Consider the following 23,423-nt stretch of genomic DNA (forward strand, 5'->3'; position numbering starts at 1 on the left):
CATCTAGAACCCGGGGGGCGCGGCCGCCCGAGGTCAGTCCACCGTCGGCTTCCGGCCCACGCCGCCGAGGATCCAGACCTCCTCCGGAGTGATGTCGGTTTCGGTGTCGGGCCGCCATGCGGGCACGAACACCAGGCCGGGGTCGAGGAGGCGCACGCCGTCGAAGAAGCGTGCGATCTGCTCGCGCGAACGATGGGTGGCCGGATACCTGGTGTTCTTGTAGACCTCTTTGGCGCCACCGGCGTTGTCCGGCCTGGGGTCGGCGGTGGCGTGGTTGACGACGAGGTAGCTACCCGGGGCCATGGCGTCGCGCAGGCGGGCGACGATCGCGTACGGGTCGGTCTCGTCGTCGATGAAGTGCAGGACGGCCACCAGCAGGATGGCCATCGGCTGGTCGAAGTCGATCAGCGCCCGGGTCTCGGGGTGGTTCAGGATGGCATCCGGGTCGCGCAGGTCCGCCGTGATCACGCTCGTGGTCCTGGCTTCGGTGGTTCTCAGCAGGCGCGAGCGGGCCAGCACCTTCGGATCGTTGTCGACGTAGACCACGCGCGCGTCCGGCGCCTCGGCCTGGGCGATCTCGTGGACGTTGCCCTGGGTGGGCAGGCCACTGCCGATGTCGAGGAACTGGCGGATGCCCGCCTCCCGGGCGAGGAACCGCACGGCACGTTGGATGAACCCACGGTTCTCCCGGGCCATGAGGATCACCTCGGGAGCCGCTGCGAGCACCTTGTTCGCGGCCCGGCGATCGGCGGCGAAGTTGCCCCTGCCGCCCAGGTAGTAGTCGTACATCCCGGCAGCGGTGGGGACGGAGGTGTCGATGCCGTCCGACGAGCCGGAGCGGTCCGTGGTCAACTGTCTCCGAGTCCTTCCCCGGGCGCGTCCACATGCTTGGCCGAGGATCCGAGCGATCTGGCAGCCCGGCAGGACGCCCACAACGTGGCCTGGGCATCGGATTATTCACGCTGGTGCCCCGTGAGGCAACGTTGCATCGTCGTCATGTGCCTTGCGGACGTTGCCCTGACGGCAGGCCGTCCGGTGGCGGGCCGAGCACGAGTCCGGACGCTCGCGGCCACGCGGTCTCCGGCGGTGGGTCGCTCCTGGTTGGACCACCTACCGGAGACCTGGCGGGCGTCGGGTCCGCTGCGTCAGCAGGGATCGATGTAGTAGATCGGGTCCCAGTCGATGCGCACCGGATCAGGGTCAGGGTCGAGGGATACCCGGATCACCCGATTCTGGTTCAGCAGGCGGGCGGTGGCGCCGTCGGTCTGGGCGTTCTTGGCGGAGCCGTCGCCGATGAAGTTGGTAAGCGACCGTTCGGTGCAGTAGTAGAGGTAGAAGACGGTGTGCTGGCCGTTCCCCTCGCCGGCGGCGACGCAGAGCCGCTTGCTCGGGCAGAGGTCGATGAGCAGGTTCCGCCCGTCCGTGTCGACATGCGGAAACCGCTTCTCGTAGTCGCTGAAGAACGGACTGACCACCGGCGTCCAGGCCGTCGCTCGCACGTCGGTCGTACTCGACGCCCCTTCACGCGTCGCCTCGGTGGCCTGCGCCGGGGTGGTCGTCGGGACGACCGAGACCAACATGACCAGCGCAGCGATGATGGCCAGCGCCCGGGGGCGCGGCGGCCGGATTCTGCCGGTGGGCCTTCTGGATGGACCTCTCGTTGGTTGCGACATGCGGAACTCCGTTCCTCCTAGGACTCGCCGTGCGACGACGGGCAGGTCGACCTGCCGTGGCGCGCCGGCCGTGCCGTCTGGAAAGAGGATGCGAGCCGTGGCGCGGGATGTCCTTACGGCTGCGCGCACAGTCGTGCAGTCTGCGTGCACTCTTGTGGTCCGGTGGCGGAACGGGCACAGCGCGAGGCCGCGAGTTCCGCGGGGGACCACGAGCGCGCCAAAGACACAAAGGAACAACGCCCGGGCCGTGGGTCTTGAAGTCGGCGCGGTCCTGCCGTAGAAATTCTTCAGTAACTTTCGGTGAACTGAAGACTAGCGACAGCTCCCCCGCCCCTCGCGCGGTGGCCGTCACCCCCGAAACTCCACGGCCGCCCGTACCGATTCGAGGAGAGAGCATGAACAGGCGTGACATCCTGCGGCGCAGCGCCGCCGCCGGCCTGCTGGCCACCCCCGCCGCCGGCCTGCTCGCCGGCTGCGCCACCTCCGGCGGTGGCGACGAGGGCGGCACCGAGGCGTACCAGGGCACCAAGAGCGAGCAGAACCCGCTGGGCGTCAAGGAGGACGCCCCGCTGGAGGTCGTGATCTTCAACGGCGGGTTCGGCGAGGACTACGCCAAGGCCCACGAGGCCATGTACACCGAGCGGTACCCGAAGGCGAAGATCAAGCACACGGCCACCCAGGAGATCAGCAAGACCCTCCAGCCCCGCTTCGTCGACGGCACCCCGCCGGACGTCGTCAACAACTCCGGCGCCGGCCAGATCGACTTCAACGGCCTGGTCTCCCAGAACGCCCTCGCCGACCTCGGCGAACTGCTCTCGGCCCCGAGCCTCGACGTTCCCGGCAAGACGGTCCAGGAGACGCTGCTGCCGGGCGCGGTGGAGGTCGGCTCGTACGACGGCCGCTTCCTGGTGATGAACTACACCTACACCGTCTACGGCATCTGGCACTCCACCAAACTCTTCGCCGACCGGGGCTGGGAGTACGCGAAGACCTGGGACGACCACATCGCCCTGTGCAGGAAGATCAAGGCTGCGGGCGTCGCCCCCTGGACGTACGCGGGCAAGCACCCCCGCTACATGAGCTGGCCGGTCATCTCCACGGCGGTCAAGTTCGGCGGCCCCTCGGTGGCCACGGCGATCGACAACCTGGAGCCCGGCGCCTGGAAGTCCGACGCGATGAAGGCCGCCGCCGACGCCTGGCACCAGATCGTCAAGGACAAGTACATCCTCGACGGCTCGCCGGGGCTGGACCACGTCCAGTCGCAGACCGCGTGGTGCCAGGGCAAGGCCGCGTTCATCTCCTGCGGCTCCTGGCTGGAGAGCGAGCAGAAGTCGGTCACCCCGCCCGGGTTCGACATGACCGTGGCGCCGACCCCGAGCCTCGGCAGCGGCGACAAGCTGCCCTTCGAGGCGATCCGTGGCACCGCCGGCGAGCCGTTCATGGTGCCGGCCAAGGCCAAGAACGTCGCGGGCGGCCTGGACTTCTTCCGCACCATGCTGTCGAAGAAGGGCGCCCAGGACTTCACCAAGAAGGTATCCAGCCTGACCGTGGTGGCCGGGGCGACCGAGGGCGTGGAGCTCCCGTTCGGTCTCACCACCGTGGTCAAGGCGCTGGACGCCTCCGGGACCAACGGCTTCAACTGGGTCTACAACAACTACTACCGCAAGCTGGAGCGCAACCTGGTCGACGCCGCGTGCGGCGAGTTCTTCAGCGGGCGCATCGGCCCGGCGGAGTTCCTGGACCAGTGCCAGAAGGGCGCCGACTCGATCGCCCAGGACAGCTCGATCAAGAAGTACAAGCGGGCGGCGTGACACCTTCGGCCGGGCGGGGGCAGCCCCGCCCGGCCACCGTCGGAGAGTAGGCCCTGTGAAACACGGCAAGTACCCGCTGATCGTCACCTTCCTGGTGCCGCCGCTGCTGCTGTACGTCGTCTTCGTCGTCTCGCCGTACCTGCAGGCGTTCCAGATCTCCACCACCGACTGGCTGGGCTACTCGGCCGAGGCCAACCCGGTGGGCCTGGCCAACTTCCGGGCGCTGTGGCACGACGACTACGTCTGGAACGCGTTGAAGAACAACGCGATCCTGCTCGCCCTGGTGCCGGTGCTGACCATCGGGCTCGGCCTGTTCTTCGCCACCATGCTCAGCATGGGCGGACGCCGGGGCCGGGCCGGGGTCACCGGGGTACGCGGCAACGCGCTCTACCGCACCGTCTACTTCTTCCCACAGGTGCTCTCGGTGGTGATCATCGCGGCGCTGTGGAAGGAGGTCTACCAGCCCAACGCCGGGCTGCTCAACGGCATCCTGCGTGCGGTCGGACTGCCCGCGCCGGCCTGGCTCGGCGACCCGCGTACCGCGTTCTGGTGCGTGCTGGCGGTGATGATCTGGGCCAACGTCGGGTTCTACGTGGTGCTCTTCGGCGCCGCCATGTCGGCGATCCCCCGGGAGATCTACGAGGCGGTACTGATCGACGGCGCGTCGCGCTGGACGACGCTGCGCCGGATCACCATCCCGCTGCTCTGGGACACCGTGCAGGTCGCCTGGATCTACCTGGCCATCGCCGCGCTGGACGGCTTCATCCTGGTGCAGCTGATGACCAACGGCGGCCCCAACTTCTCCTCCGACGTCATCGGCGTCCGGCTGTACGACACCGCGTTCGGCAGCGAGACCAAGTTCGGCTACGCCTCGGCGATCGGTGTGGTGATGTTCTTCCTGACCCTGTCGGTGGCCGTGCTGGCGCTGCGGGTCAGCCGGCGGGAACGGATCGAGCTCTCATGACCACCATCGACAAGCCCACCGACGTCGCCGCCGGCCAGGGCCGGACCACCGGCTCCGACCCGGCGGTACGCCGCGACCTGGGCGTGGTGAACGTCCTCTCGCACGGCTTCCTGCTGCTCTGGAGCGCGCTGACCGTGCTCCCGCTGCTGTGGATGTTCCTCAGCTCGTTCAAGAGCAACGCGGAGATCCTGGCCGACCCGTGGGGCCTCCCCGGCGAGTTGCGCCTCGACAACTGGGTCCGGGCGTGGACCACCGCCCACATCGGCCAGTACTTCCTCAACAGCGCGGTCGTCGTCACCGGCTCGGTCGCGCTCACCATGCTGATGGGCGCCACCGCCGCGTACGTCTTCGCCCGGTACGAGTTCCGGGGCCGTCAGCTCGCGTACTACCTGTTCGTCGGCGGCCTGATGTTCCCGGTCTTCCTGGCCCTGGTGCCGCTGTTCTTCGTCGTGCGCAACGCCGGGCTGTTCGGCACCTGGACGGGGCTGGTCCTGGTCTACGCCGCGTACTCGCTGCCGTTCACGGTCTTCTTCCTCACCGCGTTCTTCCGCACCCTGCCGACGTCGGTGGCGGAGGCGGCGCTGGTCGACGGCTGCGGTCACTTCCGGCTGTTCTTCCGGGTGATGCTGCCGATGGCCCGCCCAGGGATGATCAGCGTCGCCATCTTCAACTTCCTCAGCCACTGGAACCAGTTCCTGCTGCCGCAGGTGCTGCTACAGGGCGACGACTCGAAGTGGATGCTGGCCCAGGGCCTGGCCGCGCTGTCGGTCAGCCAGGGCTACGCGGGCGACTACGCCCAGCTCTTCGCCGGTCTCACCATCGCGGTGGTGCCGGTGCTGCTGGTGTACGTGGCCTTCCAGCGCCAGGTCCAGTCGGGCCTGACCGCCGGCCAGCTCAAGTAGTCCAGTTCGCCAGGGCGGGCCGTGCCGTCGGCTACCGTCGGGCCCATGCCTCCCCTGCATGTCACGACCTGGGACGCCTCCCGGGCCCGTGACGTGGTGAGCCGGGCAGCCGGCGGCCCCGGACGGCCGAGGCTGCCGGCTGTCCCGGTTTCGGTCAGGTCAGGGACGCGTACCACTGGGCGCCGGTGACCCGGATGCGCCGGGACTGCTTGCGGTTCCACTCCACCCGCATGCCGTGCTGGCGGAGCACCGGAAAGGCGACCTCGTCCAGGAACCGCTCCAGGTCGGCCTGGTAGCGGGCCTGCTGTTCGGCCTCCGACAGGGCGGCGTAGGCGTCCTCGTCGAAGTCCGCCGGCGGGTAGACGCCGTAGCCCAGGTAGACCTCGCCGTCCTCGCTCGTGATCAGCGACTCCGTGTCCTGCTGGTGGTACCAGAGATACCCGTGCCAGTGTCGGGAGCCGTCCCGCTCGTCGTGGATCTCCGCAGCCGCGCAGGTGCCACAGCATGTGAAGTTCTCCCTGGCCACCACGCCGAGCTCGGTGAGGTCGTCGAAGGCACGGGTGAGGTTGCTCCGCACCTCACCCCACCCACGCTGCTGCTCCCGCCGGGCGGCCAACGCCGTCTCGTACGCCGCCCTGAGCTCCTCGTCGGTGGCGCCGTGCCGCTGCTCGTCGACGTCGAAGAACTCCACGAACTCGTCGGCGTCGTCCTCGCCCCGCACGACCCAGTCCCAGATCTCGTCCTCGATCGCCCCACGGCCCGGATCCGCGATCCGCTCGGCCAGGAACCGCACGCCCTCAGGGCGGTCGTTGTAGATCCATCCAGTCACGGCGACGATCTTCACACCAGCCTCTGACAGTCCGGGCCGACGGCCGAGACGGGTTACCGGGGCCTGCGACCTCCGACACGCCGGAGCGGCCCGACAGTCCCCGTTCCGAACCAGCCCACGGCAACCTGCTTTACTGCTCCTTCTGCTGGTACGTTTCATCCATCGGATGCTCATGTCGGCCTCGGAGCCGGACATGCCGGGATCAATGTCAACAGTTGAGGGGAAGATGGCATCCGCCAACATCAAGCAGGTCGCGCAGCACGCCGGTGTGTCACTGGGCACGGTCAGCAACGTGCTCAACCGGCCGGACCTGGTCTCGCCGGCAACCCGCCAGCGGGTGCTCGACTCCATCGCGACGCTCGGTTACGTGCGTAACGACTCGGCCCGGCAGTTGCGGGCCGGCCGCAGCCGTACCGTCGCCATCGTCGTCCTCGACATCTCCAACCCGTTCTTCACCGACGTGGTACGGGGAGCCGAGGCCGTCATCGAGGAAGCCGGCGGGATGCTGGTGGTCTGCAACAGCGGCGAGGACGTCAGCCGGGAGACCCGTCACCTGGACATGCTCGAGGAACAGCGCGTCCAGGGGCTGCTCATCACCCCCGTCTCCGACGGGCACCACGCCCGCGTCGACGCCCTGGTCGACCACGGCATTCCCGTCGTGCTCGTCGATCGCGGGTCCGGCCGCCCGAGCCGGTGTTCGGTGGCGGTCGACGACATCGTCGGCGGCCGACTGGCCGCCGAACACCTCGCCGACAACGGCCACAAACGCATCCTGTTCGTCGGCGGTCCGATGAACATCCGCCAGGTCTCCGACCGCCACGCGGGCGCCGCCGCCGCGCTCGCCGAACGTGACGACAAGGTGCATTTCGAGGTCCACCCGACGCCGACCCTCTCGGTCGCGGCCGGCAGTCAGGCCGCGGACGCCCTGGTCGCGCTGCCGGCGAACCGGCGACCGACGGCGGTCATCTGCGCCAACGACCTGCTGGCGCTCGGCGTCCTGCAGGGGCTGACCGCGCACGGCGTGCAGGTGCCCGACGACATCGCGCTGGTGGGCTACGACGACATCGAGTTCGCCGCCGCCGCCGCGGTTCCGTTGAGTTCCGTACGCCAGCCCCGTGAGCAACTCGGCCGTACCGCCGCCCAGTTGCTCCTCGAAGAATCGGTCGACAACGCCAGACACAGCCACCGGCACGTCGTGTTCCAACCGGAACTGGTGGTCCGGGCGTCCAGCACCCACCGCCGGAAACGACGTACCCGGACCTGACGGCCGCTTTCCGCTCACACGGTCACCGCCACCACCGGCACCACCAGCACCCCGCCACCACCGCGTTCATTTCAGCCGGGCACACCGGCCGCACTCCCGGTAGGCGCACCGGACACCTGGCGTCAGCGCCGGCCGCCGCTCGCGGGCAATCGGTACGGAGAGTCGCCGCACGGCTCCTTCCCGTGGCAGGAGCCGGCCGATGTGCGGAGTTCTTGACCCTGCAAGCCGGGCCACATATCCTTTGCCCAACCATGAAACGTTTCACAACAGTGGAAGGTGCGGCATGGGCAGGATCTGCTTCACCCTCCAGGTGAGAGCCGACCGGCTGGCGGAGTACCGGCGCCGTCACGCCGCCGTCTGGCCGGAGATGCTGGCGGCCCTCAGGGCGGCGGGCTGGCAGGACTATTCGCTGTTCCTGCGCGACGACGGGCTGCTCGTCGGCTACTTCGTGACCGAGGACCTCGACGCGGCGGTCGCCGCGATGGAGCGCACCGAGGTCAACGCGCGCTGGCAGGCGGAGATGGCGCCGTTCTTCGTCGACCTGCCGGACGGGCGGCCGGACCGCGGCTTCCTCGTCCTCGACGAGGTGTTCCACCTGGAGGACCAATGGGAAGGCCGAGCATGACCGACATCGCCCCCGCCACGCGCGCCCGGGTCATGTCCGCCCTACGCGGACAACGGATCGAGACACCGTCCTGGGCCTACGGCAACTCCGGAACCCGGTTCAAGGTCTTCCGGCAGGAGGGCGTGCCCCGCGACCCGTACGAGAAGATCGCCGACGCGGCGACGGTGCACCGGTTCACCGGCGTGGCACCGACCGTGGCGCTGCACATCCCGTGGGACCGGGTCGACGACTACGCGGCCCTGGCGGCGTACGCCCGGGAGCAGGGGGTCCAGCTCGGCACCATCAACGCCAACGTCTTCCAGGACGACGACTACCGGCTCGGCTCGGTCACGAACCCGGACCACGACGTACGCCGCAAGGCCATCGGCCATCTGCTCGAGTGCGTCGACGTCATGGACGCGACCGGGTCACGCGACCTCAAGCTGTGGTTCTCCGACGGCACCAACTATCCCGGCCAGGACAGCATGCGGCAGCGGCAGGACCGGCTCGCGGCGGCGTTGCGTGAGTCGTACGGGCGGCTCACCGGCGACCAGCGCCTGCTGCTGGAGTACAAGCTGTTCGAGCCGGCCTTCTACACGACCGACGTGCCCGACTGGGGAACGGCCTACGCGCACTGCCTGGAACTCGGCGAGCGGGCCCAGGTGGTGATCGACACGGGACACCACGCGCCGGGCACCAACGTCGAGTTCATCGTCGCGTTCCTGCTGCGGGCCGGACGGCTCGGCGGGTTCGACTTCAACTCGCGGTTCTACGCCGACGACGACCTGATGGCCGGTGCCGCCAACCCGTTCGAGCTGTTCCGCATCATGCACGAGATCGTGCAGGCCGACGCGTTGCGGCCGGAGTACGGCATCGCCTTCATGCTCGACCAGTGCCACAACATCGAGCCGAAGGTCGAGGCGGTCATCCGTTCGGTGCTCAACGTCCAGGAGGCGACAGCGAAGGCGCTCCTGGTCGACGTCGAGGCGCTCGTCGCGGCGCAACGCTCCGGTGACGTGCTCGAGGCCAACGCCGTACTGATGGACGCCTACCACACCGACGTACGCCCGCTCCTGCGCGACCTGCGCGCCGAGATGGGGCTGGACCCGGACCCGGTGGGGGCCTACCGGCGGTCGGGCTATCTGGACAGGGTCAGGGCCGAGCGGGTCGGCGGCGAGCAGGCGGGATGGGGGGCCTGAACATGTCCACGGTGGATGATCTGGTCACGCGGTCGAACCGGCTCGGCGCCGATCCGCGCAACACCAACTACGCCGGCGGCAACACCTCCGCCAAGGGGCGGACCGCCGACCCGGTGACCGGCGAGCCGGTCGACCTGCTGTGGGTGAAGGGGTCCGGCGGGGACCTCGGCACGCTCACCCCGGCCGGGCTGGCGGTTCTCCGGCTGGACCGGCTGCGCGCGCTCGTCGACGCCTACCCCGGAGTCGAGCGCGAGGACGAGATGGTGGCCGCGTTCGACTACTGCCTGCACGGGCGGGGCGGGGCGGCGCCGTCGATCGACACGGCGATGCACGGCCTGGTCGACGCGGCGCACGTCGACCACCTGCATCCGGACTCCGGCATCGCGATCGCGACCGCCGCCGACGGGCCGGAGCTGACCAGGAAGATCTTCGGCGACCGCGTCGTCTGGGTGCCGTGGCGGCGTCCCGGATTCCAGCTCGGGCTCGACATCGCCGCCGTCGCCCGCGACAACCCGCAGGCGATCGGGGTGATCCTCGGCGGGCACGGCATCACCGCGTGGGGAGCCACCAGCGAGGAGTGCGAGGCGCGCTCGTTGGAGATCATCCGGTCGGCCGCCGGCTTCCTGGCCACCCACGGACGGCCCGAGCCGTTCGGCGCGCCGATCCCCGGATACGAACCGCTGCCCGGGCCCCAGCGGCGGGCACGGGCGGCGGCGCTCGCGCCGGTGATCCGCGGCCTGGCCTCCACCGACCGGCCCCAGGTCGGCCACTTCACCGACAGCGACACCGTCCTGGACTTCGTGTCCCGCGCCGAGCACCCTCGGCTCGCCGCCCTCGGCACCTCGTGCCCCGACCACTTCCTCCGCACGAAGGTACGGCCGATGGTGCTGGACCTGCCGCCGGACGCCCCGTTGGACGACGTGGTCGCCCGCCTGCGGGAACTCCACGAGGAGTACCGCCGCGACTACCGCGGCTACTACGAGCGGTACGCCGACGCCGACTCGCCGCCGATGCGGGGCGCCGACCCGGCGATCGTGCTCGTACCCGGAATCGGCATGTTCAGCTACGGCGCCAACAAGCAGACCGCCCGGGTCGCCGGCGAGTTCTACGTCAACGCGATCAACGTGATGCGCGGGGCGGAGGCGGTGTCGACGTACGCGCCGATCGACGAGGTCGAGAAGTTCCGGATCGAGTACTGGGCCCTCGAAGAGGCGAAGCTGCGCCGGATGCCCCGTCCGAAGCCGCTCGCGACCCGGGTCGCGTTCGTCACCGGCGGCGGGTCCGGGATCGGCCGGGCGACCGCCCACCGGCTCGCGGCCGAGGGCGCCTGCGTCGTCGTCGCCGACCGGGACGCCGGTGCCGCGCACGCGGTCGCGCAGGAGATCGGCAGCGCCGACGTGGCGGTCGCCGTCGAGGCCGACGTCACCGACGCCGAGGCGGTCGCCGCCGCGCTGCGCGAGGCGGTCCTCGCGTTCGGCGGGGTGGACCTGGTCGTCAACAACGCCGGACTGTCGATCTCCAAGCCGCTGCTGGAGACCACCGAGCAGGACTGGGACCTCCAGCACGACGTGATGGCCAAGGGCTCCTTCCTGGTCTCCCGGGAGGCCGCCCGGATCCTGGTCGGCCAGGGCATGGGGGGCGACATCGTCTACATCTCCAGCAAGAACTCGATCTTCGCCGGGCCGAACAACGTGGCGTACGGGGCGGCGAAGGCGGACCAGGCGCACCAGGTCCGGCTGCTCGCCGCCGAACTGGGAGCCCACGGCGTCCGGGTGAACGGGGTCAACCCCGACGGCGTCGTACGCGGCTCCGGCATCTTCGCCGGCGGCTGGGGCGCGCAGCGGGCGGCGGTGTACGGCGTACCCGAGTCCGAGCTGGGCGCCTTCTACGCCCAGCGCACGCTGCTGAAGCGGGAGGTCCTGCCGGAGCACGTGGCCAACGCGGTCTTCGCCCTGACCGGCGGGGAACTGTCGCACACCACCGGGCTGCACGTGCCGGTCGACGCCGGCGTAGCCGCCGCCTTCCTCCGTTGACCCGGCCGACCGGTGGACGCGCCGTCGTGGCGGCCGTCGACCTGGGCGCCTCCGGTGGCCGGGTCATGGCCGGGCGGGTCGGCCCCGACGAACTCGACCTCACCGCCGTCCACCGGTTCGGCAACGATCCGGTCGAGGTGCGCGGCACCCTGCACTGGAACGCCCTGGGCCTGTACGCGGAGGTGCTCGCCGGTCTGCGCGCGGCGCTGGCCGACCACCCGGACCTGGCCAGCGTCGGCATCGACTCGTGGGGGTGCGACTTCGGCCTGCTCGACGGGGACGGGCGCCTGCTCGGCAACCCGGTGCACTACCGGGACCGGCGGACCGACGGCGTGCTGGCGCAGGTGTCGGCGCGGCTCGGCGCCGACCTCCTGTACGACGTCACCGGGATCCAGGCGCTGCCCTTCAACACCGTCTACCAGCTGGTCGCGGCCCAACGGGCGGGGCTGCTGGACGCGGCCCGCACGATGCTGCCCATCCCGGACCTGCTGTCGTACTGGCTCACGGGTGCGATCGGGGCCGAGATCACCAACGCCTCCACCACCCAACTGCTCGACGTCCGTCGGCGTGGTTGGGCGCTCGACCTCGTCGAGCGGCTGGGGCTCCCCGGCGGGCTGCTCCCCCGCCTGCGGGAACCGGGCGAGCCCGCCGGGGCGCTGCTGCCGGCGGTGACCCGGCAGGTCGGGGCCGGCCGGGCGGTACCGGTCACGGTGGTCGGCTCCCACGACACCGCCTCCGCCGTCGTCGGGGTTCCCGCCCGCGACGACCGGTTCCTCTACGTCTCCTGCGGCACGTGGTCGCTGGTGGGGGTGGAACTGGACGGGCCGGTGCTGACCGGGGCGAGCCGGCTGGCCAACTTCACCAACGAGTCCGGGGTGGACGGCACGGTTCGCTACCTGCGCAACGTCATGGGGCTGTGGTTGTTGCAGGAGGCGATGCGCGGCTGGGCGGCGGCCGGAGAGCGGCCGGACCTCACGGCGCTGCTGGCCGCCGCCGCCGAGGTTCCCCCGTTCGCCGCGGTCGTCGACTGCGACGACCCGGTGTTCCTGCCCCCCGGGGACATGCCGGCCCGCATCGCCGACGCCTGTCGGCGCACCGGCCAGCCCGTTCCGGGTACGCCGGCAGAGGTCACCCGCTGCATCCTGGACAGCCTCGCGCTGGCCTACCGGCGCACCGCCCGCCAGGCGCGGGAACTGTCCGGGCGGGATCTCGACGTGGTCCACGTCGTCGGCGGCGGCGCCCGCAACGGCCTGCTCTGCCAGTTGACCGCCGACGCCTGCGGGCTGCCGGTGCTGGCCGGGCCGGTGGAGGCGACGGCGCTGGGCAACGTGCTGGTGCAGGCACGCGCGGTCGGCGCGGTCAGCGGCGGCCTGGCCGAGCTGCGCTCGCTGGTGGCCCGGACGCAGCGCGTGGTGCGGTACGAGCCACGCGGGCACGAGGCGGCCTGGGCGGCGGCCGAGCGGCGGCTGACCGCCTGACCGCCTGGCGGCTTCGGCGGCGCCCGGCTCCTCCCGGGGCCGGGCGCCGCCGCCGGGGTCACGCCGGACGGCGCAGCACCAGCACACCGCGGGCGGGTACCGTCGACGTTCCGTCGGTACCGACCAGCACCTCCCCCTCGATACCGGTGACGACGTCCTCGTCGGTCCGGTTGGCCAGGAACCAGAACTCGTGGACGCCGTCGGTGCGCACCGCCAGTTCGACGCGTCCGCCCAGCTCGGCGACCTCGCCCCGCAGACCGGCGCGGGCGAGCACCGGGTCGAGGAGCCGGCGCAGACCGGCGACGCCGAGCCGGGTCGACACGTAGGTCGCCGAACCGGATCCGACCTGCCGGCGGGTGATCGCGGGGCGGCCGGCCTGTTCCCCGTCGACGTAGCTGGCCAGCACCTCGACGGTCGGGTCGACGACGTCGACGTGGTCGGTCCACACCGAGCCGGTGCCGCCGTCGGACAGGGTCACCGTGGTGTCGTCGAGCAGCGGGCCGAACTCCTGGACACGGAGCCCGAGCAGGTCCCGCAGGGCACCCGGGAAGGCGCCCGGCCAGAGGTGGTCGTTCTCGTCGACGATGCCGGAGAAGTACGTGGTGACGAGGTGTCCCCCGCCCTCGACGAACGCCCGGAGCCGGGCGGCCGATCCCGCCGGTACGACGTACAGCACCGGGGCGATCACCAGGTCGTACCGGTCGAGGTCGTGGTCGACGGGTACGACGTCCGCCCGGGTGCCGGTGTCGAGCAGGGCGGTGTACCAGTCGAGCGCCTCCTGCCGGTAGTCGAGCCGGCTGGTGGGGTGCGAGTCCAGCTCACTCCCCCACCACGAGTCCCAGTCCTGGAGGATGGCCACCCGGGCCGGCCGCCGGACGGAGCCGACGACCGGGGCGAGGTCGGCCAGCGTACGGCCGAGCGCGGTGACCGCCCGGAACACGTCGCTGTCCCGACCCGCCTGGGGCAGCATCGCGGAGTGGTACTTCTCCGCGCCGGCCACGGACTGCCGCCACTGGAAGAAGCAGACCGCGTCGGCACCGTGCCCGACATGGGTGAGGGAGTCACGGGCGAGTTCGCCGGGCCGCTTGGCCAGGTTCACCGGCTGCCAGTTGACGGCGCTGGTGGAGTGTTCCATGAGGAACCAGGGGCGACCACGGGCGAGGTTGCCGGTCAGGTTGGCCGAGAACGACAGCTCCTCGAAGCTCTGCGGGCCGGGACGCCGGTAGTGGTCGTTGGCGACGAAGTCGACCTCGTCGGCCCATGCGGCGTAGTCGAGGGCGTCCACCTGACCGGTGACCATGAAGTTGGTCGTCACCGGCACGCCGGGGGTCAGCGCGCGCAGCAGGTCACGTTCGGCGCGCAGGTGGTCGAGCAGGGCGTCGGAGGAGAAGCGCCTGAAGTCCAACTGCTGGGTCGGGTTGGGGTGCGCGGCGGCCAGCCGGGGTGGGAGGACGTGCTCCCAGTCGCCGTACCGCTGGGACCAGAACGCCGTGCCCCAGGCGTGGTTGAGCCGGTCGAGGGTGCCGTACCGGTCGCGCAGCCAGTCCCGGAACGCGCGGGCCGCGTCGTCGGAGTAGTCGTACGCGTTGTGGCAGCCGAGTTCGTTCGACACGTGCCAGGCGACGAGCGCCGGGTGGTCGGCGTACCGGCGGGCCAGGGCGTCGACCAGCCGCAGGGCGTGCTCCCGGAACACCGGTGAGGTCGGTCGCCAGTGCTGCCGGGCACCGGGCCACACCGTCTCGCCGCGTTGGTTGACCGGCAGGATCTCCGGATGCCGGGCGGTCAGCCACGGCGGCGGCGAGGCGGTGGCCGTGGCGAGGTCGACGGCGATGCCGTTGTCGTGCAGCAGGTTCATCACCTCGTCGAGCCAGGCGAAGTCCCACTCGTGCGGCGCGGGTTGGATCCGCGACCACGAGAAGATCGCCAGCGAGACGATGTTGACCCCGGCTTCGCGCATGGCGGCGACGTCGTCGTCCCACACCTCACGCGGCCACTGGTCCGGGTTGTAGTCGGCGCCGTAGCCCATCCGTGGTCGGTCGGGCTCGGTCGGCCAGTCGATCCATCGCGTCATGCTCGCCCCTTCGTTGAACCAGCCGCCGGCCCGGACCGGGCGTGCCGTCATGGCGCGCCCGGTCCGGGCCGGCTGTCGATCGCGGGTGTCCGGTCACCCGCCGGTGCGGTGTGGCGTCAGGGCCGCGGCCAGACCCAGTGCGACACGGGGTCGCCGTCGAGGTCGGTCCGCTGCTTGTCCACCACGAGGCTGCGGCCGGTCTCCCGCATCTCGTACAGCTCGGTCCGCATGACGCTGCCGCCGTTCATGTTGTTGTGCAGCGACATCATGATCTTGCCGTGCGGGTTCCCCTTGTCGGCGAAGGTGCGGAAGAGCATCGAGTGCCCCTTGTTCTCGGTGATCACCACGTCCTCCTGGGTCCACGGACCCTTGAGGTCGCCGGAGCTGGAGCGGGCCAGCGTCACCACGTACTCGTTGTTGTGCTTCCGGTAGCTGGTCCAGAACATCAGCAGCTCGTTGCTGTTGGTGCGGTAGAACGAGGGACCGTCGGTGACGTACGGCGGCAGCTGCCCCGCGTTCACCATGCCCTCCTGGTAGTACCAGGGGGCGTCCGAGCCCTTGAACAGGTAGATCGGGTCACCCTGGCCGCGACCGGTCAGGTTGCCCGCACTGTCACGCTCCAGCCGGATGGCCTCGATCGTGCCGTCGATCTTCTGGACCCACTCGTGGGCGTAGACCATCCACGGCTGCCCCTCCGGGTCGACGTAGAGGGTTCCGTCGAGCGTCATGTGGCTCGACGGGGCGACCGGCGAGTCGAGGTTGAGCAGTTCGAACGGCCCCATGGGCGAGTCGGCGGCGGCGATGACCGTGCCACGCCAGTGCTGGTTCTGCCAGACCTGGCCGCAGTCACCGCAGTGCTGTCCGTTGGTCGAGGCGGTGGCCAGCACCCGGTCACGGTTGTGCAGGGTGGCGAACCAGTAGTACTTGCCGTTGTGGTACCAGGCCTCCGGGGCCCACGTGCCGTGGGCCGCGTTCGCCCAGGACCCCTGCGGGTTGGTGAACACGGTCTGTGGCGCGCACCAGTTCTTGAGGTCGAGGCTCCGGCGGACGGTGTTGCCCTGGTAGAGGTAGTAGATGCCGCTGACCGGGTCGGGCATGATGAACGGGTCGTGGATGCGGATGTCCCGCAGCTGCTGGGTGGGCGCACAGGGCAGGCTGGTGGCGGCCTTGGCGCCGATCGTGCCCGCGACGTGGTTCGTCTTGCGGGTGGGGCCGGCGTTGGCGGAGCCGGCCACGCCGGCGGCGACGACGGTGATGGTCAGGGCGACCGCCACGTGCCGGCGGAACCGACCGTGGAGGACGCGTTTCAACGACATCAATTCAGGTCTCCTTCGTGAACCGTGCTGGCGGGTTGACGAATCAAGTCGGAAGGTCGGCTCAGCCGCCCGCGACGGGGATCGACTGCGACTTGAGCGCGTCGACGGTGGACTTCTGGGCGGATTCGAGGGCGGAGTTCAGGTTGCCGTTGCCTTCGACGGCGCCGGCGAACCCGTCCCGGACGTCGCTGTAGGTCTGCGTCATGGTCGGGCCCCAGGGGAAGTCCGGGTTGACGTTGCCGGCCGCCTCGGCGAAGATGCCGGAAATGTCCTGGCCGCCGAAGTAGGGCAGCGGCTTCGCCAGCGCGGGCATCCGCTGGCCCTCGACCGTCGCCGGGTAGAGACCGCCGTTCTCGTTGAGCGCCTGCAACGCCTCGGGGTCGCTGTTCAGCCAGGTCGCGAACTTGGCCGCCTCGAAGGGGTGTTCGGCGGAGCGCAGCACGGCGGTGGTGGATCCGCCCCAGTTGCCGGCGGCCCGCTGGCCGGCGGTCCACTGCGGCATGTAGGTGACCGCCCACTTGCCGCTGGTCTTCGGCGCGTTCTGGGACAGCAGGGCGTTGGCCCAGTACGGGCTGACCCAGGTCCAGATCTGACCGGTGTCCATCGCGTTCCACCACTCGTCGGACCAGCTCGCCATCGGCCGGGCCAGATCCTCGTCCAGCATCCGCTGCCAGTAGTTGCCGACCTGCTGCGACTCGGGCCCGGTCAGGTTCACGGTCCACTGGTCGCCGTCGACGGAGAACCAGCGACCGCCGGCCTGCCAGATCTGACCGAGGAACCAGTTGACGTCGCCGGAGGCGAAGTGGTGGATGTGGCCGCCCTTGGTGCTGATCACCTTCGCCGCCGCGTAGTACTCCTCCCAGGTCGTCGGCGGCTTGAGCCCGGCGGCCTGGAAGAGGTCGGCGCGGTAGTACATGCCGATCGGGCCGATGTCCTGCGGCATCGCGTAGACCGCGTCGGACTCACCGAAGGAGACCTGCTGCCAGGTCCAGGGAACGAACTTGTCCTTGACCTCCGGTACGCCCTCGCAGTCGGCCAGGTTGACCAGGCCGTCCTGAAGGCGGAAGCTCGCCAGCGAGTCGTACTCGACCTGGGCGAGATCCGGCGCGTTACCGGCCTTGATGCCGTTGAAGAAGTTCTGGTAGGCCCCGTCGGGTCCGGCCGGGCCGGTGACGAACTTGACCTGGATGTCGGGGTTCTTGGCGTTCCAGATGTCGATTACCTTGTCCATTCCCGGCACCCAGGAGTAGTACTCCAGCGTGACGGGCTTGCCGGCGGGCTCGCACGCCTGTGCCGCGTCATCCGGCTCGTCGCCGCCCCCGCAGCCGGCGACGGCGAGCACCACCGCCAACGCGCCACCCACGGCGCCGCGCCTCATCCAGCGATCCACAATCGAACCCTCTTTCCTTCATTCGGGGGTGGGATACCTGTCCAGGCCGGCGGTCAGGGCGCGTTACTTCACTCCGCCCGTGGTCAGTCCGGACCGCCAGAACCGTTGCAGGGAGAGAAATGCGATGATCAGGGGAACGACCGAGACCGCGGCGCCGACGATCACCAGCGTGCGCAGTTCCGGCGCCTGTTGGGTCGCCTGGCTGTTCCAGGCGAAGAGGCCGAGCGTGACCGGGAAGAGCGACTCGTCCCGCAGCATGATCAGGGGCAGGAAGAAGTTGTTCCAGATCTGCACGAACTGGAACAGGAACACGGTGACCAGACCGGGCGTCATCAGCGGCGCCGCCACCCGGAAGAAGGCCCGTACCTCGCCGGTTCCGTCGACGCGGGCGGCTTCGAGCAGTTCGTCGGGGACGCTGCTGGCGGCGTACACCCGGCTGAGGTAGACGCCGAACGGGCTGACCAGGCTGGGCAGCAGCACCGCCCACAGGGTGTCGGCCATGCCGGCCTGACTCAGCAGGAGGAACAGCGGGAGTGCGAGCGTGGTGGCGGGCAGCAGCACACCGCCCAGCACCACGTTGAAGACGACCTCCCGGCCGGGGAACTCGAACTTCGCCAGGGCGTAGCCGGCCATCCCGGCGATGACGGTCGCGCCGAGCGCGCCGACACCGGCGTAGAGGACGCTGTTGAGGATCCAGCGGACGAACAGGCCGTCCTGGAAGGCGAACAGGTCGCGCAGGTTGTCGACGAGGTGGAAGTCGGCGAACCACAGCGGGTTGGTCGAGGTCAGGTCGGCGCGGTTCTTGCTGGCCGCGATCAGGAGCCACCACAGCGGCGCGAGCATGTAGCCGGCGAAGACCACCATGACCAGCAGCGGCAGCATCTTCCGGGAGTACGGGATGGTCGACCCGCCCCGCTCCGGGGCGGGTGCCGGGGTCCGTCCGGTCATGGTCACAGCGACGATCCCCTCTGGGTGATCCGGAGGAAGACGAACGACAACGCGAACGTGGCCAGTGCCAGGACGACCGAGAACGCGGCGGCGAGGTTGAAGTTCGGTATCACGGAGGTGCTGTAGACGACCAGGTTGGGCGTGTAGCTGCCGGTCACGGCGGTGGTCAGGGACCGGAAGACCTGCGGTTCGGTGAAGAGTTGCAGCGTTCCAATGATGGAGAAGACGCCGGTGAGCACCAACGCCGGACGCACCATGGGCACCTTGATGGAGAGTGCGATACGGATGTCGCCGGCGCCGTCCAGCCGGGCGGCCTCGTACAACTCCTGGGGCACCGCCTTGAGAGCCGCATAGATGATCAACGTGTTGTAGCCGGTGAACATCCAGGTGGTGACGTTCGCCAGCGACCACAGGACCAGCGACCCGGACATGAACGGCACGCGTTCGGTGACCCAACTGAACGGCGACAGCGCGGGCGAGTAGAGGACTCCCCAGATGATCGCCGCGATGACGCCGGGCACCGCGTACGGCGCGAAGTAGGCCAGCCGGAAAAAACGCTTCAACGGCAGCAGGCCGGAATCGAGCAGCAGGGCGAAGATCAGGGCCAGTCCCAGCATCACCGGCACCTGGACGATCCCGAACACCAGCACCCGGCCGACGCTCTCCCGGAACGCCTCGTTCTCGAAGACCCGCACGTACTGCTCGAAGCCGCCGAAGACGGTTTCCGGACGACCGAACGTCCCGTCGCGCTGCACCTTGAAGAAGGACTGGTAGAGCGCGTAACCGATGGGCGCCACATAGAAGAGCAGGAAGAGCAGGACGAACGGCAGGAGGAGAACGGCGACCGCGCCGTGTGCCCGCCGCCCGCCCCGACGCGGCGTCTGCCGGGCTCTCCGGTCCGCCGCGCCGTCCGGCGGCCGTTCCGCTCGGGGCGCGGAGGAGGGTCTCACCACCTCGGCCATGTCCACGGTTTCCCCTGCTCTTCGGCGTCGCTCGGTGATCTTCACGACGTTATGAATCGTTTCACTTAGCCTGGAAGTATCAACCGTGTTACGGCGACTGTCAAGGCATCGAGGCGCCCCACCAGCAGGTCGATGCCGCAGTGCCGCCGGACGTCCGGCGCTCTGCGAACCGGAGGATTCAGCCGGCCGGCGACGCCGGTCGCAGTTGGATCCCGGCGCTCAGCGGACTCCGGTGGCGACGTCGTGGAAGGCACGGATGTGCGCCTCGACCCGGCGGGCCGCCTCGTCGGCGTCACGGTCGGCGACGGCGGCCAGGATGCCCCGGTGCTCGACGCGCAACCGCCGGCACACGGCCGGCCAGTCGTCCAGGCCGTCGACCAGCTCCAGCACGTACCTCTCGATCGCGTGCCGCAGCGACGACATCGTCAGGGCCACCGCGCGGTTGCCGGCCGCGTCGGCGAGCGCGATGTGGAACCGCACGTCGGCGGCGTGGAACCGCTCGGGCGTCAGTCCGGGTTCGTCCATCTCCCGCAGGAGCGCCTCGGCCACGCCGAGCCGGGGTTCGGGCGCGCGGGCCAGTCGGGACACCGCGTGCCGCTCAAGCAGGACCCGGGTGTCGACGATGTCCGGTACCGACAGGCCACTGGTGGCGATCGCGAGGCGTAGCACCGTCCCGAGCGCGGTGTCGGCCCGGCCGGCGACCACCGGGGCACTCCCCCGCCCGACGGTCTGCGCGGGGAGGACGACGCCGAGCGCCTCCAGGGTCCGCATCGCCTCCCGGACGGTGGGACGGCTGACGCCGAGCCGCTCGGCGAGGACGCGTTCGCTGGGCAGCCGGTCGCCGGGGCGGATCAGGCCGGCGCTGAGCAGCCGCTCGACCTGGTCGAGGATCGCCTCGTGGGGGCGGGCGCCCGCGACCGGCGAGAAGAGCTGCTCCGGCGTCACGGCGTGAGTCTAGACATTCGGGGCTTGCACCACGACCGAAATGGCCTGACCATTTAGCCCGTGCGCATCGCCCTCTTCGTGACCTGCCTGGCCGACACCATCGCTCCGCAGGTCGGCGTCGCCACCGTCCGTCTCCTGCGCCGCCTCGGCCACCAGGTGACCTTCGACCCGGCGCAGACCTGCTGCGGGCAGATGCACGTCAACTCCGGATACCCGCGCCAGGCACTCCCCCTGATCCGCCGGCACGTCGAGACGTTCGAGACCGCCGAGGCGGTGGTCGTACCGTCCGGTTCCTGCACCGGCTCGATCCGGCACCAGCACGCGGCGGTGGCGCAGGCGGCGGGCGACGACGAACTGGCCGCCCGGGCCCGGGCCGTCGCCGCGCGGACGTACGAGCTGAGCGAACTGCTGGTCGACGTCCTCGGCGTCACCGACGTCGGCGCCCGCTACCCGCACCGGGTCACGTACCACCCGACCTGCCACTCGCTACGGATGACCCGTGTGGCGGACCGGCCGCTGCGGCTGCTGCGCCAGGTGCGCGACATCGACCTCGTCGAACTACCCGGAGCCGAGGAGTGCTGCGGCTTCGGCGGCACGTTCGCGCTGAAGAACGCCGACACCTCCACGGCCATGCTGGCCGACAAGCTGCGGCACGTCCGGGCGACCGGCGCACGGGTGGTGACCGCCGGTGACGCGTCGTGCCTGCTGCACATCGGTGGTGGCCTGGCCCGGCTGACCACCTCGAACCCGCACGGCGAGATCCGGGCGGTACATCTGGCGGAGATCCTGGCTACGGAGGCCACCCAGTGAGGACGTTCCTCGGCATGCCCGGCGCGCCCGCCGCCCCCGCTTCCCGGCTCCGCGGCGACCAGCCGTTCCCGGCCGCCGCGGCACGCACGCTGCGCGACACCCAGCTACGCCGCAATCTCGGCAACGCCACGGCCACCATCCGGGAGAAGCGGCGCGCGGTCGTCGCCGAGGTGCCGGACTGGGAGGAACTGCGGCTCGCCGGCAGCGCCATCAAGGCCGACGTGCTGGCCCGGCTGCCGGAACTGCTGACCACGTTCGAGTCCGCCGCCACCGCCCGGGGCGCCACCGTGCACTGGGCGGCGGACGCCACGGAAGCCTGCCGGATCGTCACCGAGCTGGTCCGGGAGACCGGCGCCGACGAGGTCGTCAAGGTCAAGTCCATGGTCACCCAGGAGATCCGCCTCAACGAGGCGCTCGCCGAAGCGGGCGTACGGGCGGTGGAGACCGACCTCGCCGAACTGATCGTCCAGCTCGGCCGCGACGAGGGCAGCCACATCCTGGTCCCCGCCATCCACCGCAACCGGCGGGAGATCCGGGACATCTTCCTGCGGGAGATGCCCGACGTCGACCCGGCGCTCACCGACGAGCCGGCCGCGCTGGCCGAGGCGGCCCGCCGGCACCTGCGCAGTACGTTCCTGCGGGCACGGGTCGCGATCTCCGGGGCGAACTTCGCCGTCGCCGAGACCGGCACCCTGTCGGTGGTGGAGTCCGAGGGCAACGGGCGGATGTGCCTCACGCTGCCGGAAACCCTCATCACCGTCGTGGGCATCGAGAAGCTCGTGCCGACCTGGCAGGACCTGGAGGTGTTCCTCCAACTGCTCCCCCGGTCCAGCACCGGCGAACGGATGAACCCGTACACCTCGATGTGGACCGGGGTGACGCCCGGCGACGGACCGCAGCGGGTCCACGTGGTGCTGCTCGACAACGGTCGGACCGGGGTCCTCGCGGACCCGGAAGGCCGTGCCGCCCTGCACTGCATCCGCTGTTCGGCCTGCCTGAACGTCTGTCCCGTCTACGAGCGCGTCGGCGGCCACGCGTACGGGTCGGTCTATCCCGGACCGATCGGGGCCGTGCTCTCCCCGCAACTGACCGGCATCACCGGCGGCGGCGACCCGAACGCCTCGCTGCCGTTCGCGTCGTCGCTCTGCGGCGCCTGCTTCGACGCCTGTCCGGTCCGCATCGACATCCCGAGCATGCTGGTCCACCTGCGGGCCCGGGCGACCGACGCCCGACGCGGGTCCGGGCGACCGCCGTCGGCCGAGGCGGCCGGGCTCGGCGCGCTGGCGTGGATCCTGCGCGATCCCCGCCGGCTCGCGCTCGCCCAGCGGCTCAGCCGGGCGGGCCGGCTCCTGGCCCGCTGGCAGAGCCGGCGGGGGGACCCGCACCCCCGGATCCGCCGGCTGCCTGGACCGGGCGCGGCCTGGACCCGGGGTCGGGACCTGCCCGCGCCACCGGCACAGACCTTCCGGGAATGGTGGGCCCGGTCCGCCCCGGACGACGGGAGCCGGTCCGCCCCGGACGACAGAGGCCGGTCCGGCCCGGACGACAGGAGTACGCCGTGAACACCCGCGACCGCATCCTCGACCGCATCCGGCAGGCCACGACCGACCAGGTCGGTGGGATCGAGGTGCCGCGCGGATACCGCCGGGCGGACACCCGTCCCCCGGGACACGCCGAGCTGCTCGACCAGTTGGCCGACCGGCTCCGCGACTACCACGCCGGGGTACGCAGGTGCGACGCCGACGAGGTGGGGACAGCCGTCGCCGACGCCCTCGACGGCGTACGACGCCTCGTCGTCCCCACCGGGACACCACCGGAGTGGCTGGCCCGGTGGCGGGCGACGACAGCGGGGGCCACGGTGCTCGCCGACCAGCCGCCGCTGGCCGTCGGCGACCTCGACGCCGCCGACGCCGTGGTCACCGGCTGTGCCGTCGCGATCGCCGACACCGGAACCCTCGTCCTGGACGCGGGTCCGGGCCAGGGCCGGCGGGTCCTGTCGCTCATCCCCGACCACCACGTCTGCGTGGTCGACGCCGCCCAGGTCGTCGGTCTCGTCCCCGAGGCGTTGGCCCGGCTGGACCCGACGCGGCCGCTCACCTTCGTCAGCGGCCCGAGCGCCACCAGCGACATCGAACTGCACCGCATCGAGGGTGTGCACGGCCCGCGCCGTCTCGACGTCGTCATCGTCGGCTGACGTTCCACCTGACCGGGGCCCCGGATCGGC

Annotated in this window: 20 protein-coding genes; 11 read left to right on the top strand and 9 right to left on the bottom strand. The window is 70.7% G+C overall.

Annotated elements, in window-relative coordinates; translation table 11 throughout:
• Positions 1-33: 33 nt before the first annotated feature.
• Positions 34-852, bottom strand: coding sequence for an SAM-dependent methyltransferase (locus QSK20_RS28415; RefSeq protein WP_285791688.1), 819 nt, complete (start codon positions 850-852; stop codon positions 34-36).
• Between the two features lie 293 nt (positions 853-1,145).
• Complete coding sequence (locus QSK20_RS28420) at positions 1,146-1,580, bottom strand: hypothetical protein (protein WP_285791689.1); 435 nt, start codon at positions 1,578-1,580, stop codon at positions 1,146-1,148.
• 488 nt (positions 1,581-2,068) lie between these two features.
• Between QSK20_RS28420 and ngcE the strand changes: the two genes are divergently transcribed.
• From ngcE to QSK20_RS28435, 3 genes are read left to right on the top strand one after another with little or no spacing between them, the layout of a single operon-like run.
• Positions 2,069-3,484 (top strand): N-acetylglucosamine/diacetylchitobiose ABC transporter substrate-binding protein, encoded by a 1,416-nt coding sequence (ngcE, locus tag QSK20_RS28425; protein ID WP_285791690.1) that lies wholly within the window; start codon positions 2,069-2,071, stop codon positions 3,482-3,484.
• Between the two features lie 55 nt (positions 3,485-3,539).
• Complete coding sequence (locus QSK20_RS28430; RefSeq protein WP_285791691.1) at positions 3,540-4,448, top strand: carbohydrate ABC transporter permease; 909 nt, start codon at positions 3,540-3,542, stop codon at positions 4,446-4,448.
• Positions 4,445-5,350: a carbohydrate ABC transporter permease gene (locus QSK20_RS28435; RefSeq protein WP_285791692.1), complete on the top strand. Its 906-nt coding sequence runs from the start codon at positions 4,445-4,447 to the stop codon at positions 5,348-5,350. Before QSK20_RS28430 ends, QSK20_RS28435 begins: the two co-directional genes overlap by 4 nt.
• 154 nt (positions 5,351-5,504) lie before the next feature.
• Here QSK20_RS28435 and QSK20_RS28440 read toward each other — a convergent pair whose 3' ends face one another.
• The gene (locus QSK20_RS28440) at positions 5,505-6,179 is read right to left on the bottom strand and encodes a DUF6891 domain-containing protein (protein WP_285791693.1); all 675 of its coding nucleotides are present in this window, start codon (positions 6,177-6,179) and stop codon (positions 5,505-5,507) included.
• A 226-nt stretch (positions 6,180-6,405) separates the two neighbouring features.
• Between QSK20_RS28440 and QSK20_RS28445 the strand changes: the two genes are divergently transcribed.
• The 5 genes from QSK20_RS28445 to QSK20_RS28465 all read left to right on the top strand — a co-directional run bounded on the left by QSK20_RS28445 (position 6,406) and on the right by QSK20_RS28465 (position 12,757).
• On the top strand, positions 6,406-7,443 hold the full coding sequence (locus QSK20_RS28445) for a LacI family DNA-binding transcriptional regulator (RefSeq protein WP_285791694.1): 1,038 nt from the start codon (positions 6,406-6,408) through the stop codon (positions 7,441-7,443).
• Positions 7,444-7,726: 283 nt separating this feature from the next.
• Positions 7,727-8,068, top strand: a complete 342-nt coding sequence (locus tag QSK20_RS28450) for an L-rhamnose mutarotase (protein ID WP_285791695.1) — start codon at positions 7,727-7,729, stop codon at positions 8,066-8,068.
• Positions 8,065-9,246: an L-rhamnose isomerase gene (gene rhaI / locus QSK20_RS28455; protein WP_285791696.1), complete on the top strand. Its 1,182-nt coding sequence runs from the start codon at positions 8,065-8,067 to the stop codon at positions 9,244-9,246. The genes QSK20_RS28450 and rhaI overlap by 4 nt, the downstream gene beginning before the upstream one ends.
• A gap of 2 nt (positions 9,247-9,248) precedes the next feature.
• Complete coding sequence (locus QSK20_RS28460) at positions 9,249-11,279, top strand: bifunctional aldolase/short-chain dehydrogenase (RefSeq protein WP_285791722.1); 2,031 nt, start codon at positions 9,249-9,251, stop codon at positions 11,277-11,279.
• Positions 11,276-12,757: a rhamnulokinase gene (locus QSK20_RS28465; protein ID WP_285791697.1), complete on the top strand. Its 1,482-nt coding sequence runs from the start codon at positions 11,276-11,278 to the stop codon at positions 12,755-12,757. Before QSK20_RS28460 ends, QSK20_RS28465 begins: the two co-directional genes overlap by 4 nt.
• Before the next feature lie 58 nt (positions 12,758-12,815).
• Here the strand turns inward: QSK20_RS28465 and QSK20_RS28470 are convergent, their stop codons facing one another.
• The 6 genes from QSK20_RS28470 to QSK20_RS28495 form a co-directional block, all read right to left on the bottom strand.
• Positions 12,816-14,828, bottom strand: a complete 2,013-nt coding sequence (locus QSK20_RS28470; protein ID WP_285791698.1) for a beta-galactosidase — start codon at positions 14,826-14,828, stop codon at positions 12,816-12,818.
• Between the two features lie 116 nt (positions 14,829-14,944).
• Positions 14,945-16,144 carry a glycoside hydrolase family 43 protein gene (locus tag QSK20_RS28475; protein WP_285791699.1) on the bottom strand — a complete coding sequence of 400 codons (1,200 nt, stop codon included), beginning with the start codon at positions 16,142-16,144 and terminating at the stop codon, positions 14,945-14,947.
• A gap of 61 nt (positions 16,145-16,205) precedes the next feature.
• On the bottom strand, positions 16,206-17,522 hold the full coding sequence (locus tag QSK20_RS28480) for an ABC transporter substrate-binding protein (RefSeq protein WP_285791700.1): 1,317 nt from the start codon (positions 17,520-17,522) through the stop codon (positions 16,206-16,208).
• A gap of 75 nt (positions 17,523-17,597) precedes the next feature.
• Positions 17,598-18,482 (bottom strand): carbohydrate ABC transporter permease, encoded by an 885-nt coding sequence (locus tag QSK20_RS28485; protein ID WP_285791701.1) that lies wholly within the window; start codon positions 18,480-18,482, stop codon positions 17,598-17,600.
• Positions 18,483-18,484: 2 nt separating this feature from the next.
• On the bottom strand, positions 18,485-19,444 hold the full coding sequence (locus QSK20_RS28490; RefSeq protein WP_285791702.1) for a carbohydrate ABC transporter permease: 960 nt from the start codon (positions 19,442-19,444) through the stop codon (positions 18,485-18,487).
• A 219-nt stretch (positions 19,445-19,663) separates the two neighbouring features.
• Positions 19,664-20,389: a FadR/GntR family transcriptional regulator gene (locus tag QSK20_RS28495; protein WP_285791703.1), complete on the bottom strand. Its 726-nt coding sequence runs from the start codon at positions 20,387-20,389 to the stop codon at positions 19,664-19,666.
• Positions 20,390-20,449: 60 nt separating this feature from the next.
• Here QSK20_RS28495 and QSK20_RS28500 point away from each other — a divergent pair, with 60 nt between their 5' ends.
• Genes QSK20_RS28500 through QSK20_RS28510 form a run of 3 tightly spaced genes read left to right on the top strand, consistent with a single transcriptional unit; the run spans position 20,450 to position 23,393 of the window.
• Positions 20,450-21,199 carry a (Fe-S)-binding protein gene (locus QSK20_RS28500; protein ID WP_285791704.1) on the top strand — a complete coding sequence of 250 codons (750 nt, stop codon included), beginning with the start codon at positions 20,450-20,452 and terminating at the stop codon, positions 21,197-21,199.
• A gap of 14 nt (positions 21,200-21,213) precedes the next feature.
• Entirely contained in the window at positions 21,214-22,761 is a 1,548-nt protein-coding gene (locus QSK20_RS28505) for a lactate utilization protein B (protein ID WP_285791723.1), read from the top strand.
• Positions 22,758-23,393 carry a LutC/YkgG family protein gene (locus QSK20_RS28510; protein WP_285791705.1) on the top strand — a complete coding sequence of 212 codons (636 nt, stop codon included), beginning with the start codon at positions 22,758-22,760 and terminating at the stop codon, positions 23,391-23,393. The genes QSK20_RS28505 and QSK20_RS28510 overlap by 4 nt, the downstream gene beginning before the upstream one ends.
• The last annotated feature ends 30 nt before the right edge of the window (positions 23,394-23,423 follow it).

It is taken from the genome of Micromonospora sp. NBRC 101691, from assembly GCF_030269285.1.
Taxonomy (GTDB): domain Bacteria; phylum Actinomycetota; class Actinomycetes; order Mycobacteriales; family Micromonosporaceae; genus Micromonospora; species Micromonospora echinospora.